Source organism: Streptomyces sp. NPDC111628 (genome assembly GCF_055635195.1).
Genome location: NZ_JBVKBZ010000003.1, coordinates 1,381,915 through 1,395,682, shown reverse-complemented (window position 1 = coordinate 1,395,682; position 13,768 = coordinate 1,381,915). Strand labels below are relative to the sequence as shown.

General features: G+C 73.8%; 15 protein-coding genes. 8 read left to right on the top strand and 7 right to left on the bottom strand.

The window, feature by feature from the left end; all coding sequences use genetic code 11:
* Positions 1-79: 79 nt before the first annotated feature.
* Genes ACZ7MF_RS21330 through ACZ7MF_RS21320 form a run of 3 tightly spaced genes read left to right on the top strand, consistent with a single transcriptional unit; the run spans position 80 to position 2,538 of the window.
* Positions 80-337, top strand: a complete 258-nt coding sequence (locus tag ACZ7MF_RS21330; protein ID WP_471478550.1) for an acyl carrier protein — start codon at positions 80-82, stop codon at positions 335-337.
* Entirely contained in the window at positions 334-1,635 is a 1,302-nt protein-coding gene (locus tag ACZ7MF_RS21325; RefSeq protein ID WP_471478548.1) for a beta-ketoacyl-[acyl-carrier-protein] synthase family protein, read from the top strand. Before ACZ7MF_RS21330 ends, ACZ7MF_RS21325 begins: the two co-directional genes overlap by 4 nt.
* A gap of 33 nt (positions 1,636-1,668) precedes the next feature.
* Complete coding sequence (locus ACZ7MF_RS21320) at positions 1,669-2,538, top strand: alpha/beta fold hydrolase (protein ID WP_471478545.1); 870 nt, start codon at positions 1,669-1,671, stop codon at positions 2,536-2,538.
* On the opposite strand, the gene ACZ7MF_RS21315 is transcribed toward ACZ7MF_RS21320, so the two are convergent.
* Positions 2,490-3,368 carry an alpha/beta fold hydrolase gene (locus ACZ7MF_RS21315; RefSeq protein WP_471478543.1) on the bottom strand — a complete coding sequence of 293 codons (879 nt, stop codon included), beginning with the start codon at positions 3,366-3,368 and terminating at the stop codon, positions 2,490-2,492. The genes ACZ7MF_RS21320 and ACZ7MF_RS21315 overlap by 49 nt on opposite strands.
* A gap of 171 nt (positions 3,369-3,539) precedes the next feature.
* Between ACZ7MF_RS21315 and ACZ7MF_RS21310 the strand changes: the two genes are divergently transcribed.
* A complete protein-coding gene (locus tag ACZ7MF_RS21310; protein ID WP_471478540.1) occupies positions 3,540-4,427 on the top strand; it encodes an RNA polymerase sigma-70 factor in 888 nt (295 codons plus the stop codon).
* Positions 4,428-4,618: 191 nt separating this feature from the next.
* On the top strand, positions 4,619-5,380 hold the full coding sequence (locus tag ACZ7MF_RS21305; RefSeq protein WP_471478538.1) for a GntR family transcriptional regulator: 762 nt from the start codon (positions 4,619-4,621) through the stop codon (positions 5,378-5,380).
* Positions 5,381-5,419: 39 nt separating this feature from the next.
* On the opposite strand, the gene ACZ7MF_RS21300 is transcribed toward ACZ7MF_RS21305, so the two are convergent.
* From ACZ7MF_RS21300 to ACZ7MF_RS21290, 3 genes are all read right to left on the bottom strand, one after another.
* Positions 5,420-6,574: an ROK family transcriptional regulator gene (locus tag ACZ7MF_RS21300; protein ID WP_356365336.1), complete on the bottom strand. Its 1,155-nt coding sequence runs from the start codon at positions 6,572-6,574 to the stop codon at positions 5,420-5,422.
* Positions 6,575-6,673: 99 nt separating this feature from the next.
* On the bottom strand, positions 6,674-7,336 hold the full coding sequence (locus ACZ7MF_RS21295) for a response regulator transcription factor (RefSeq protein WP_471478536.1): 663 nt from the start codon (positions 7,334-7,336) through the stop codon (positions 6,674-6,676).
* 14 nt (positions 7,337-7,350) lie between these two features.
* Complete coding sequence (locus ACZ7MF_RS21290) at positions 7,351-8,505, bottom strand: sensor histidine kinase (protein ID WP_471478534.1); 1,155 nt, start codon at positions 8,503-8,505, stop codon at positions 7,351-7,353.
* Positions 8,506-8,613: 108 nt separating this feature from the next.
* On the opposite strand from ACZ7MF_RS21290, the gene ACZ7MF_RS21285 reads away from it, so the two are divergent.
* The 3 genes from ACZ7MF_RS21285 (at position 8,614) to ACZ7MF_RS21275 (ending at position 10,787) form a co-directional block, all read left to right on the top strand.
* Complete coding sequence (locus tag ACZ7MF_RS21285) at positions 8,614-9,552, top strand: ABC transporter ATP-binding protein (protein ID WP_471478532.1); 939 nt, start codon at positions 8,614-8,616, stop codon at positions 9,550-9,552.
* A 2-nt stretch (positions 9,553-9,554) separates the two neighbouring features.
* Positions 9,555-10,280, top strand: coding sequence for an ABC transporter permease (locus ACZ7MF_RS21280; protein ID WP_471478530.1), 726 nt, complete (start codon positions 9,555-9,557; stop codon positions 10,278-10,280).
* 66 nt (positions 10,281-10,346) lie between these two features.
* On the top strand, positions 10,347-10,787 hold the full coding sequence (locus tag ACZ7MF_RS21275) for a hypothetical protein (RefSeq protein ID WP_471478528.1): 441 nt from the start codon (positions 10,347-10,349) through the stop codon (positions 10,785-10,787).
* A 13-nt stretch (positions 10,788-10,800) separates the two neighbouring features.
* Here ACZ7MF_RS21275 and mug read toward each other — a convergent pair whose 3' ends face one another.
* The 3 genes from mug to ACZ7MF_RS21260 all read right to left on the bottom strand — a co-directional run bounded on the left by mug (position 10,801) and on the right by ACZ7MF_RS21260 (position 13,698).
* Positions 10,801-11,367 (bottom strand): G/U mismatch-specific DNA glycosylase, encoded by a 567-nt coding sequence (gene mug, locus ACZ7MF_RS21270; protein WP_471478914.1) that lies wholly within the window; start codon positions 11,365-11,367, stop codon positions 10,801-10,803.
* Between the two features lie 20 nt (positions 11,368-11,387).
* Positions 11,388-12,830, bottom strand: a complete 1,443-nt coding sequence (purB, locus tag ACZ7MF_RS21265) for an adenylosuccinate lyase (protein ID WP_471478525.1) — start codon at positions 12,828-12,830, stop codon at positions 11,388-11,390.
* A gap of 85 nt (positions 12,831-12,915) precedes the next feature.
* Positions 12,916-13,698 carry an SGNH/GDSL hydrolase family protein gene (locus ACZ7MF_RS21260; protein WP_471478521.1) on the bottom strand — a complete coding sequence of 261 codons (783 nt, stop codon included), beginning with the start codon at positions 13,696-13,698 and terminating at the stop codon, positions 12,916-12,918.
* Between the last annotated feature and the right edge of the window lie 70 nt (positions 13,699-13,768).

Genomic DNA, 13,768 nt, shown 5'->3' with positions numbered 1-13,768 from the left:
CCCGCCACCGCGGAACCCGCCACACGGAACCCCACCATCCCGGGGTACCGCCCGTCGGACTGGAAAGGACACCCCTGACATGACCACCGACACCACGCCCCACAGCCGCGCCTACGACCTGCTCGCCTCGGTTCTCAGCAACAAGTTCGAAGTGCCCGCCGAGGCCATCGTCCCCACCGCGACCTTCGAGCAGCTGGACCTCGACTCGCTGGCCGTGGTGGAGCTCTTCGTCGTACTCACCGAGGAACTCGGCATCGAAGTACAGGACGGCGAGGCCGACCCGGACCTCACCCTGGCCGGCGTGGCCGACCTCATCGCCGAGGCCGTCAAGCCGTGACCGGCGCCCGTCCCGACGTCGCCGTCACCGGGATCGGCCTGGTCACTCCGGCCGGCACCGGCCGCGAGGCCACCTGGGACGGCGTGTGCGCGGGCCGCCCCACCGCCCGGCACGTCCCCGAGCTCAAGGGCCTAGAGGTCGACTTCGCCTGCCTCGTACCGGACTTCTCCCCCCGCGATCACGTCCCCGGCTCACGCCCCTGGCAGTACGACCGCTTCACCCAGTTCGCCCTCTACGCCGCCCTGGAAGCGGTCCGTGACGCCGGTCTGGACCCGGCCGACTGGGACGCGGACCGCGTCGCGGTGGTCTTCGGCAGCTCGGCCGGCGGCACCGGCACCATGCTGGAACAGCACCGCAAACTGCTCGAAGTGGGCACGGCACGTGTCTCACCGCTGCTGCTGCCGATGTTCCTGCCCAACATGGCCACCGGACAGCTCACCATCCACCTGCGGGCCCGGGGCCCGGCGCTGTGCACGGTCACCGCCTGCGCCTCCGGCGCCACCGCCATCGGCACCGCCCTGCAACTCCTGCGCTCCGGGGCCTGCGACATCGCCGTCGCGGGCGCCTCCGACGCGGTCGTACAGCCCTTCTGGGTCACCGGCTTCGACCGGATGGGCGCGCTGTCCCGGCGCGGCGACGACCCGCAAGCCGCCTCCCGGCCCTTCGACACCGCCCGGGACGGCTTCGTCATGGCGGAGGGCGGTGCGGCCCTGGTCCTGGAGCCGGCGAGTGCGGCCAGGGCCCGCGGACGCCCCGGCTACGCCCTGCTGGCGGGCTACGGAGCATCGTCCGACGCCCACCACCCCGTGGCCCCCGACCCCGAGGGCAAGGGCGCCGCCCTCGCCGTGCGGCGGGCCCTCGACGACGCCGGCGCCCGCCCCGCGGACGTGCAGCACATCAACGCGCACGGCACCAGCACGCCGCTCAACGACGCCGCCGAGGCCCGTCTGATCCGTCGCCTCTTCCCTCACCAGCCCTCCGTGACCTCGGTCAAGGGCACCCTGGGCCACCTGCTCGGCGCGGCCGGGGCGGTCGAAGCGGCGATCACCGCCCTGTCCGTGGCCCACCGCCGGGTGCCTCCCGTGGCCAACCTCGAAAAGCAGGAAGGGGACGCCGAGATCAACGCCGTCACCGGCACCAGCCGGGCGCAGCCCGTCGACCTCGCCCTGAGCCATTCCTTCGGTTTCGGCGGCCACAACGCCGTACTCGCCTTCAGAAGCTGCCCCACCGAACCGGCCCGGGAGCCGGCCGCCCCTTCACCGGCAACCATGCCCGCAGACACCCCGCCATCTCGTTGACCAGCTTCACACACCAACGAAAGCGAGAAGACCATGAGTTTTCTCAACCCCCGTATCCCCGGTCCCAACTCGGACGACGTCGTCACGGACGTCACCGAGGCCCCGCACCGCCTGAGTGCGGTCGCCCAGGCCGGCGGAGCGCAGATCATCGCGACCGTCGACGTACCGGCGGGAGAGGACGACTGGAACGTCCCGCCCACCGAGGAGCATCCGCGTCCGGTGGTGCTCGTGCACGGCACCTTCGGCAACCGGGGCTACACCTGGAACACGGCGACACCGCTGCTACGGCAGCACGGTCACCGGGTCTTCCGGCTCGACTACGGCCAGCACGGCAACCCCGTGATCTTCGGCCTGGGGGACATCAAGCACTCCGCCCGGCAGCTCGCGGACTTCGTCGACGAGGTGCTGCGGCGGACCGGCGCCCAGGAGGTCGACTTGGTCGGCTTCTCGCAGGGCGGCATGATGCCGCGCTACTACCTGAACGCCCTGGGCGGAGGGCCCAAGGTGCGCAACTTCGTCGGCATCTCGCCCAGCAACCACGGCGTCACGGCCCAGGGTCTGATGAACCTCGCCCGCCAGATCCCCGGCGCGGTGGAACTCCTCGAACAGGGCGCCGTCGGGGAGGTCGTGCCGGCCTGGCCGCAACTCCAGCACGAACACCCCTTCCAGCGCGAGCTGGCCGATCTCGGCGAGACGACGGAGGGCGTCCGCCACACCGTCATCGCCACCCAGTACGACGACGTGGTCACTCCGTACACGTCGTGCGCCCTCGCGAAGACCGAGGGCCGCTACGTCAACAACATCGTCCTGCAGGACATCGACCCGGACGACCACACCCCGCACGTGAGCATGCCCTACAACGCGACCGTGCTGAACGAGGTCCTCAAGGCCCTGGCCGACTGAGCGCTGCTGCCGTCCAGGAGAACGCGGGCGACCAGCGCCGGGTCGTCGTTCATCGGGACGTGGCCGCAGCCGGGCAGCCGCACCAGCCGGGCGCGCGGAACGGCCCGCTTGGCCCGTATGCCCTGCCGGGGCAGGAGCAACCGGTCCCGGCTGCCCCACGCCACGGTGACGGGGATGCCGGGCACGTCGTCCGTGAACAGCACGCTCCGGCCGGCCCGCAGCGTCTCGGTGAACCCCTCGGCGCGCGCGAGCGCCAGCGTCTCGGCGACCACGGCCTCGGGGGAGCGCCGGCCGGGACGGGCGTAGATCGTGCTGGTCAGCGCGGTGCGGCCGACGGCCGTGCGGGACAACCGCTCGACCAGCGGGAGCGGCAGGCCGCGCGCAGTGCGGCGCATGCCGGTCAGGAGACCGAAGGCGTAGCGGCGCTCGGCCCGCGTCCAGAACCCGGCCGGGGACAGGGCCGTCACCGACCGCACCAGGTGCTCCCGGCCCAGCTCCAGGGCGAGCAGGCCGCCCAGCGAGTTGCCCGCCACGTGCGGGCGGTCCAGGCCCAGGGCCGCGAAGAAGGCGCCCAGCACCGCGTTCGTCGTCGGCAGGTCGTGCGGCAGCCCGGGCGGCAGCGCGGACGACTCCCCGAACCCCGGCAGGTCCACGGCTATCACGTCGCGTTCGGTGGCGAGGATGTCGACCACCGGGTCCCAGGCCTGCCGGTGATGACCGATGCCGTGCAGCAGGACCAGCGGCGCACCGGTGCCCACGCGCGCGTAGGCCAGCGTGACGTCCTGCGGACCGCGGGCGGTGGGTGCCGTGAAGGAGAGCGTTGCGGACATGGGGCTCCTTGTCGGGAACACGTGTTCCGGGAAAGCGTGTTCCGGGAACGCGCGAACGATGAGGACGTTGCGTAGACAGCTTGTCAGTAAGAGCTACCGGCGGGTAGTCCCGGCACCGGGTGTGGGCGATGTCGCCTGGACACCACCGGACGCGTCCGCTGGGATGGAGCGGTGACCACCGACACCGCGACCGACGTCTTCGAAGAGCACCGGCCCGTCCTCCTGGGCGTCGCCTACCGCATGCTCGGCCGCCTGGCCGACGCGGAGGACGTGGTCCAGGAGGCGTGGCTGCGCTGGTCCGGTGCCGACCGCACCGCCGTGCGCGAACCCCGCGGATACCTGGTGCGCATCACCACCAGGCTCGCCATCGACCGGCTGCGCCAGGTCAAGTCACGCGGCGAGACCTACGTGGGCCCGTGGCTGCCCGAGCCCTACGTCACCGACTTCGGGAACGCGGTGCCGGACACCGCCGAGCGGGCCGTCCTCGCCGACTCCGTGTCCCTCGCCGTCCTCGTCGTCCTGGAGTCGCTGTCGCCGCTGGAACGGGCGGTGTTCGTCCTCAGGGAGGCCTTCGGCTACCCGTACGCGGAGATCGCCGCCATGCTGGAGCGCGGCGAGGCCGCGGTGCGCCAGCTCGCCGGACGCGCCCGCAAGCACGTCGAGGAGCGGCGGCCCCGCTACGACGTCGACCCGGCGCAGCGCCGCGACCTCACCGAGCGCTTCCTCGCCGCCGCGGCCGAGGGCGATCTGGCCGGCCTGCTGGCCACGCTCGCGCCGGACGTCCGGCTGGTGGGCGACAGCGGCGGCCGGTCCAAGGCGCCGCTGCGCGTGCTGGAGAGCTCCGACAAGGTGGGCCGCTTCCTGCTCGGTGTCGCGCGGCAGGGCATTCCCGACGCCACCTTCCACTTCCTGGAGCTCAACGGCGGCCCGGCCCTCCTGATCCGCTCGGGCGGCAAGCCGGACTCCGTCGTCCAGGTGGACGTCGTCGACGGCCGCATCCAGTCGATGTACATCATCCGCAACCCGGACAAACTGGTGTCTCTGGCCGGCATTCTCTAACCCCGCGCCGTCTTCCGTCCGCCATCCCACGGCCCCGGCCCCCGTCCCGCGACGGGGGCCGGGGCCGTTCCGTCGCGGGATTGGTCTTGACCAAGGGGATGGGGCGTTTTATGGTCGCAGAGAACTGCAACAACCTTTAATAAACAAGGGCGTCAAAACGCCGCCGGACCACGGCGATTGCGGAGGACAGGGTGGGGACCACGCAGTTGGAATCGGTGCCGGAGCCCAAGTACTGGCACCTCAGGACCGTGCTGAGCGCGGCACTGGACTCGGAGTTCGAGGTGGGCGAGATCCTGCCCAACGAACGCGACCTCGCCGCCCGCTTCGGCGTCGCCCGCGCGACCCTGCGCCAGGCCCTGGAGCAGCTCGAGCTGGAGGGCAGGCTCCAGCGCCGCCGCGGCGTCGGTACGACCGTGGCGCCGCCGCGCGTCGGCGTGGCCGTCGGCACTCGGGAGCACGCCTGGCCCGGGGCGGCCGACGACGCCTGGCAGCCGGCCGACTGCGTCCTCGCGGCACCTCCCGCGGCCGTGGCCGACGCCCTGGAGACCGACCGCGACGAGCCGGTTCACACCGTCCGCCGCTCCCGCGTGAGCCACGGCCAGCCCGTCGCCGCGGAACTGCTGTACGTCCCGGCGTCCTCGGTGCCCGACCTCACCGCCATCGACGCGCCCTCCGGCCCCGCACGCGCGCGTGCCGTCCTGCGTGAACTGCAGCGCGGCGACCTGGAGCGGCAGGAGAGCGCCGTCGAGCTGGGCTCGGCCGGCGCGGACGACGCGAAGGAGCTGGACCGTCTCCCGGGCGCGCCCGTCCTCGTGGTCACCACCCGCTACCTCGCCGCGGGCCGCACCGCCGCCCTCTCCGTGGCCACCTACCGCGCGGACACCTGCCGGCTGACCTTCGGCGACTCGGGCGACGTGGAGATCCACCACGGCCCCGAGACCCGGGCCTCCTGACCGACCCGCCCCCGCCGCGGCCCCACCACCGCCTGTGGATCAGCGGCGGGCCGTCGCGCCCTCGACCGCGAAGAGCTGCTCCTCCACATGGTCGAGGGCCAGCCGCAGCGCCCCCGTCGCCACGGCGGCCTCGCCGAGCAGCGACAGGGCCACCCGCGGCGGACGCAGGCAGTAGCGGGCCAGCTCCCGGCGCAACGGCTCCAGTACGCCGTCGAGCCCGGCCGCCCAGCCGCCGATGACGACCATCTCGGGATCGAGCGCCAGCGCCAGCGCCGCCACGTCGTGCACCAGCCGCTGGATGAAACGCTCGACGGCCGCACGGGCCCGCTCGTCGCCCTCCCGGGCCTCGGCGAAGACCTTGGCGACCGCCTGCTCGTCCAGCGGGTGCAGCGGCTGGTCCGTGGTGGACAGCAGCGTCTCCGGCGTCACGTCCCGGCCCAGCAGGTGCAGCGCGCCGATCTCCCCGGCCGCCCCGCCGTACCCCCGGTGCAGCCGCCCGCCGATCAGCGCCCCCGCCCCGGGGCTGAGCCCCGCCAGCACGAACACGATGTCGTCGCACTCGGTGGCGGTCCCCTTCCAGTGCTCGGCCACCGCCGCCGCGTTCGCGTCGTTCTCCACCAGCACCGGGCACTTGAAGGAACGGCTCAGCCGCTCACCCAGGCCAAGACCCGTCCACCCGGGCAGCGCGGTGCCCAGACGGACCGTGCCGTCCGCCTCGACGATGCCGGGCGTGGCCGCGCCGACCGCCCGCAGCGAGCCGCGCGCCACACCGGCCCGGCGCAGCAGCTCCGCCACGGCCGTACGCAGCCGCTCCAGCCGCTCGTCGGCCGGCGCGTTCTCGTCCACGTCCTTGGCCTGGGCGCCGATCACCCGCCCGTCCAGGTCGGACAGGAGCGCGGCCACGCGGTGCGGACCGATCTCCAGGCCCAGCAGGTGTCCGGCCTCCGCCCGGAACCGGAACCGCCGCGCGGGCCGCCCCTGCCGCCGGGCCGTCCCCTCGTCGGCGGCCGCCTCGACGACCAGACCGGCCTCTATCAGCCCCTCGACGACGCCCTCGACGGTCGGCCTGGACAGGCCCGTCACCCGGGTGATCTCGGTCAGCGTCGCGGAGTCCGTCGCACGCAACGCGTGCAGCACCACAGCGGAATTGATCCTCCGCAACAGCGAAGGGTCCCCGCCGGTCAGGCCTGCCAAGGTCCGTCCTCCCAGCTCGTGCGCGTGTGGGCCGGATGGTACTCGGCCCGCCGGACCCCGGCGAGTTCCGGTCCGCCGTCCCCGCTCCCCGCAGCGCCCTCAGCCGGGCGCCACGAACCCCGACTCGTACGCCGTGATCACCGCCTGGGTGCGGTCGCGCGCCCCCAGCTTCGCCAGGACGGCGCTCACGTGCGACTTCACCGTCTCCGTGCCGACCACCAGCCGCGCGGCGATCTCCGCGTTCGACAGCCCCCGCGCCATCAGCCGGAGCACCTCGCCCTCCCGCTCGGTCAGCCGGGCGCGGGCCAACTCGGCGCGGGCCGCGCGGTTCCCGCCGCCGTCGCCGTACTCGGCGGCCAGCTGCCGCACCGAGGCGGGGAACAGCAGGGACTCGCCCTCGGCGATCAGCCGCACCGCGTGCACGATCTCGGCCGGCCGGGCCCGCTTGAGCAGGAAGCCGTCGGCGCCCGCGCGCAGCGCCTCGTACACGTACTCGTCGTTCTCGAAGGTCGTCACCACGAGGATCTTCGGCGGGTCGGCCACCGTCCGCAGCAGCGCGCGCGTGGCCTCGATCCCGTCAAGCAGCGGCATCCGGACGTCCATGGCGACCACGTCCGGCCGCACCTGCCGCACCAGCGGGATGACCGCCGCCCCGTCGGCCGCCTCACCGACCACCTCGATGTCCGGCTGCGCCTCCAGCACGGCCCGCAGACCGGCGCGCACCAGGGGTTCGTCGTCGACGAGGAGCACTGTGACCGGCATCCGCCCAGCGTAGATCAGCCGAGCGGCAGCTCGACGCGCACCTGCCAGTCACCGGCCCCGTCCGGCCCCGTGCGGGCCCGCCCGCCCAGCAGCGCGGCCCGCTCCCGTATGCCGCGCAGACCGCTCCCGCGGCCCGGGGCGGCCCGGTCGTCCGGCAGCGGATTGCGCACCTCCAGGGTGAGCTTCCCGTCCGCGACCCCGACATGGACCAGGGCCGGCACCGGACCCGCGTGCCGCAGCACGTTGGTCAGCGCCTCCTGGAGGATGCGGTAGCCCTCCCGGGAGACCGGGCCCGGCAGGCTCTCCAGTGGACCCGTGACCTCGGCGTCGACCTTGGCCCCGGCGGCGCGCGCGGACTCCAGGAGCCGGTCGGCGTCCGTGAGCGTCGGCCGGGCGCTCACCGGCCGCTCCGCCTCCCGCAGCACCCCGAGCACCCGCTCCAGGTCCTCCAGGGCCGCCCGGCCGGTCTCCTCGATCGCCGTCAGGGCCCGGTCGGTGAACTCCGGGCTGTTCGCCGCGCGAGCGGCCCCCGCCTGGACGACGGCCACGGTCAGCGCGTGGCCGATGGAGTCGTGCAGCTCGCGGGCGATGCGGGTGCGTTCCAACAGCTGCTCGGTGCGCTCCTCGAGGGCCGTGAGGCGTTCGGCGGCCGAGGGGCCGAGCAGGCGCCGGGCGGCGGCGGTGAGCACCTCGCCGAGGCCCACCACGACCGCGTACAGCGCGAGGAGCGCGAGCGGCGCCAGCAGGCCGTACAGCCACTGCGGTTCGCCCGACAGGCCGGGCAGGTCCTCGGTCTCGTGCCCCACCGTGCGGGCGGCCAGGGCGTACGCCACGATCGGCAGCCAGATCGTGAGGTAGGCGGCCACCCCGCCCAGCAGCGTCCTCACCTCCAGCCAGAGCACCGTCCGCCAGCGGTCCCGCCAGGCCGTGGCGGGCAGCGTGGCGAAGTCCGGCTCCGCCTCGTCCGGTGTCAGCAGCAGCCGGGCCTGCATCACCTCGCCCACCCGCACCGCCGGGATCAGACCCACCGGCACCAGCACGAGCAGCGGCACCCAGGGCAGCTCCGGTGCGACCCACCACCACACGCTGAGCGCGGCCACCGGCACCCACAGGTGCAGCAGCCGGGTGTACGTCCTCCCGCGTACCAGCGGGCGCAGCAGGCGAACCATCCCGTCATCGTGTCATCCGGCACCGACGGCGCGGCTCCCCCGCACGGGGGAGGCACCGTCCACCGGCGGGGGAGGCCCCCGCGCGGTGCGGTCCGCCACGCTGTTGCCATGACCAGCATCGACGTCCGCGAACTCACCAAGGAGTACGGCACCCGACGAGCCGTCGACGACCTCTCCTTCACCGTGCGCCCCGGCCGGGTCACCGGCTTCCTCGGCCCCAACGGCGCCGGGAAGTCCACCACCATGCGGCTCGTCCTCGGCCTCGACCGGCCGACCGCCGGGACCGCGACCGTGGGCGGCCGCCCCTACGCCGCCCTGGAGGAACCCCTGCGGCTCGTCGGCGCCCTGCTCGACGCGGACTGCGCCCACGGCTCGCGCACCGCACGGGACCACCTGCGCGTCCTGGCGGCGAGCAACCGCCTTCCGGCCCGCCGGGTCGACGAGGTGATGGAGCAGACGGGCATCGCCGCGGTGGCCCGCCGCCGGGTGAAGACGTACTCCCTGGGCATGCGTCAGCGCCTGGGCATCGCCGCCGCGCTGCTGGGCGATCCCGAGGTGGTGCTGCTGGACGAGCCCTCCAACGGCCTGGATCCCGAGGGCATCATCTGGATCCGCGGACTGCTGCGCGGGCTCGCCGCCGAGGGGCGCACGGTGCTGGTCTCCAGCCACCTGATGAACGAGACCGCGTCCTTCGTCGACCACCTCGTCGTCCTCGGCCGCGGCCGGCTCCTCGCCGACACGCCGATGCGGGAGTTCATCGACGCGCGCGTGCGCCCGCGTGTTCGCGTCCGCACCTCGGACGCCGCCGCCCTGCGGACGGTCCTCGCCCGGCTCGGCCACGAGGCCGTGGAACACGCCGACGGCCACTGGACCGTGCACCACGCGAGCGTGGAGGCCGTCGGCCGGGCCCTGTCCGACGCGGGCGTACCGGTCCTCGAACTCGCCGCGGACGAGGGAACCCTGGAAGAGGCCTACCTCGACCTGACGGCCGCCGAGGCCGAGTTCACCGCGCCCGCACCCGCACCCGCACCGCGCCAGGAGGCCTGACGATGCCGTTCACGCCCGTACTCCGCGCGGAGGCGCTCAAGGTCCGCACCCTGCGCTCCCTGTCCTGCACCCTGCTGGCCGTGTTCGTGGTCGTCACGGCGTTCTCGGCGCTGGCCGGCGGTTCCGACCCGTCCGATCCGGACTTCGACCCGCTGTTCACGGCGCTGTCCGGCATCTGGCCCGGCCAGATCGCGGCGATCGCCTACGGGGCCCTGGCCGTGTCGTCCGAGTACCACGGCAACGGGATCCGGCTCTCCCTGGCCGCGGTTCCGCAGCGCGGCCGGTGGTTCGCGGCGAAGCTCACGGTCGTCGCCGTACCGGTCCTGCTGGTGGGGCTCGGCACCGGGCTCGCGGCACTGTGGACGGCGCGCGCCGTGCTTGGCACCGCGGCGGACGGGCTCAGCACCGGCGAACAGGTCCGCGGCGTCGTGGGCTGCGGGGTCTACCTCATGCTCATCGCCCTGTTCGCGGCCGGGCTCACCGCCCTCTTCCGCAGCGGAGTGGCCACCCTGTCCACCCTGATCCCGTTCATCCTCATCGTCTCCTTCGTGATCGGGGACGCGGCGGGCGCCGCCGCCGACTTCCTGCCGGACCAGGCCGGTCAGATCGTCCTGTACCAGACGCACGAGGGGACCCTGGGGCCCTGGACGGGGCTCGCGGTGACCGCGCTGTGGGCGGCGGCCGCGCTCCTCGCGGGATTCTGGCGGCTGCGCCGCCGGGACGCCTGACCACGGACGATTGGCGGGGCGGCTGACGCCCCGCCAATTGTCAGTGGCGCCGGGTTTACTGGAGGCATGAACATCGCGCGGCACCTCGCCCTCATCGACGAGCTGTGCTTCCGGCCCTTCCCGGCGGAGCACGGCCCGTCGGGCGGGGGCACCGCGGCGCCCGGGTACTTCACGGCGGTGCTGGAGAGCAGCCACGGCCTGGGCGGACGCGATCCGGGGGAGCGGGCGGCGACGGTCGAGCAGTACGAGAAGGACCGGGACGCGCTCTACGAGCGGCTCGCCACGCGCTGGGGGCCGACGGACCCGTTCAACCTGCAGACGGTCCTGCTGCGGACCGAGCGCGAGGAGATACCCGAGCCGTGGGCCGGGCTGAGCGCCGGCGCGCGGGTGGCGTGCCTCTGGGACGCCGAGGGCACCGGCCGCTGGGTCGCTCTGGCCGTCGCCGACCGCGACGAGGCGGACGAGGTGCGGCTGCTGGCGGTGGTCACCCAGGAGGCACCACCGTGACCGCGGCCACCGCCTAGGCCTGCGCCCCAGTCCCGTGCGCCTCAGGCCCGTGTGCACCCGTCCCGTGCGCCGCCTCCCGCAGCCGGGCGTACTCCTGCGCCATCGTCTGCGCCGTCCAGTGCGCGTTGAGCCCGCTGGGGTTGGGCAGCACCCACACGCGGGTGCTCCCGAACGTCCGGTCCTGCGGCCCCACCCTGGCCTTCGGCTCGTCGAAGGCGGCCCGGTACGCGGTGACACCCACCACCGCCAGCCAACCGGGCCGCAGCCGCGCCACCTTCCGCGCCAGCAGCCGGCCGCCCTCCCGGTACTCCTCGGCGGTCAGTTCGTCCGCCCGCGCGCTGGCCCGCGCCACGACGTTCGTGATGCCGAGCCCGTACGACGGCAACTCGTCCTGCTCGGACGGCTTCAGCAGTCGGGGCGTGAACCCGGACAGATGCAGGACCGGCCAGAAGCGGTTGCCGGGACGCGCGAAGTGGTGGCCGGTCACCGCCGTCATCAGGCCGGGGTTGATGCCGCAGAACAGCACGCGGAGGCCGTCCGCGACGACGTCCGGTACGAGACGGTCGCGGGCGGCCTCCAGCTCGGCCCGGGTGAAGCGGGTCAGAGGATCGCTCCGGGGGTGTAGCCCGCGGCCTGGGGGTGCTGCTTCACGATGTCCTCGATCCGGCCGACGACGGCACCGACCTGGCCGGCCGCGGCGCCGGTGAAGGAGAGCTTGTCGGCCATCAGCGCGTCCAGCGCGGCACGGTCCAGCGGGATGCGGTCGTCGGCTGCCAGCTTGTCGAGGAGCTCGTTGCGCTCGGCGCCCTGCTCGCGCATGGCCAGCGCGGAGGCGACCGCGTTCTCCTTGATCGCCTCGTGCGCGACCTCGCGGCCCACACCGCCCCGCACCGCGCCCATCAGCACCTTGGTGGTGGCCAGGAACGGCAGGTAGCGGTCCAGCTCCCGGGCCACGACGGCCGGGAAGGCACCGAACTCGTCGAGCACGGTCAGGAACGTCTCCAGAAGCCCGTCCAGCGCGAAGAACGCGTCGGGGAGCGCCACCCGGCGCACCACCGAGCAGGACACGTCGCCCTCGTTCCACTGGTCGCCCGCCAGCTCGCCGGTCATCGAGGCGTAGCCGCGCAGGATCACCGTCAGGCCGTTGACCCGCTCGCAGGAACGGGTGTTCATCTTGTGCGGCATCGCGGACGAGCCGACCTGGCCGGGCTTGAAGCCCTCGGTGACCAGCTCGTGCCCGGCCATCAGCCGGATCGTCTTGGCCAGCGAGGACGGCGCGGCGGCGAGCTGCACCAGCGCGGTGACGACCTCGTAGTCCAGGGAGCGCGGGTAGACCTGGCCGACCGAGGTGAACGCCTGCGAGAAGCCGAGGTGCCCGGCGATCCGCTGCTCCAGCTCGGCGAGCCGGTCGGCGTCGCCGCCGAGCAGGTCCAGCATGTCCTGGGCGGTGCCGACCGGGCCCTTGATGCCGCGCAGCGGGTAGCGGCCGAGCAGCTCCTCCACCCGGCCGTACGCCACGAGCAGCTCGTCGGCGGCGGTGGCGAACCGCTTGCCCAGCGTCGTCGCCTGCGCCGCCACGTTGTGCGAGCGGCCGGCCATGACCAGCTCGCCGTACTCGCCGGCCAGCTTGCCGAGGCGGGCCAGGACGGCCACCGAACGGTCCCGGACCAGCTCCAGCGAGAGCCGGATCTGGAGCTGCTCGACGTTCTCCGTCAGGTCGCGGGAGGTCATGCCCTTGTGGACGTGCTCGTGCCCGGCGAGGTCGTTGAACTCCTCGATCCGCGCCTTCACGTCGTGCCGCGTGACCTTCTCGCGCTCGGCGATCGAGGCCAGGTCGACCTGGTCCAGGACGCGCTCGTAGTCGGCGATCGCGGCGTCGGGCACCTCGATGCCCAGGTCCTTCTGGGCCCGCAGCACGGCGAGCCAGAGCTGCCGCTCGAGCCTCACCTTCTGCTCGGGCGACCAGAGGGTGGCGAGCTCGGCGGAGGCGTAGCGTCCGGCGAGGACGTTCGGGATGCGGGGCTTGGCGGGAGCGGAAGTCACGTGGACGGATTCTACTGGCGATTCGTGCAGGTCGGCGCCGCGGGGCCGTTCGTCGGAACCTACGAAGGGCCCGCGGTGCCGGGGATCACCGCGCGGGGTCCTCGTAGGGCAGCAGGTCCGGGCGCTTGGGCGGCAGGCCGTCCCCGGACGAGCGGCCGGTCAGCCTGCGGCCTATCCAGGGCAGCAGGTACTGCCGGGCGAACCGGACGTCGGCGGTCCTGCGCGTCACCCAGCCCGGCGGCGGCGTCGCCGGGACCGGCGCGTGCCACTCGGGGTCCTCGGGCTCGTGGCCGAGCGACTGCCACACCGCCTCCGCGACCCGGCGGTGGCCCTCGGCGGTCAGGTGCAGCCGGTCCACGTCCCACATCCGCGGGTCGGCCAGCGACTGGGCCCCGTACAGGTCGACGACCACGGCGCCGTGCCGCCCGGCCAGGTCGTCGATCACGGCGAACAAGGCCTCCATGCGGGGCCGGAAGCGCTCCAGCACCGGTCCCTGCCGGCCGGGACTGCGCATCAGCACCAGCTGCTCGCAGTGCGGGGCGAGCCGCTCCACGGCCTGGGTCAGCAGGTCCCGCACCCGGGCCATGTCGCACTTGGGCCGCAGCGTGTCGTTGAGCCCGCCGACCAGCGTGATCACGTCGGCGCCCATGGCGGCGGCCACGTCCACCTGCTCGTCGACGATCTGTCCGATCAGCTTCCCGCGCACCGCCAGGTTGGCGTACCGGAAGCCGGGGGAGCGGGCCGCCATCCGCGTGGCGAGGAGGTCGGCCCAGCCACGGTAGGAGCCGTCGGGCAGCAGGTCCGACATGCCCTCGGTGAAGGAGTCGCCGACGGCGACGAGGCTGGTGTACGTGGAATTCGTCTGCATGGCGACGGAAATGGTATCCCCTGCACATACCCGCCGGTCGGTCGCCCTCCGCGGCGCCCTCCCCGACGGC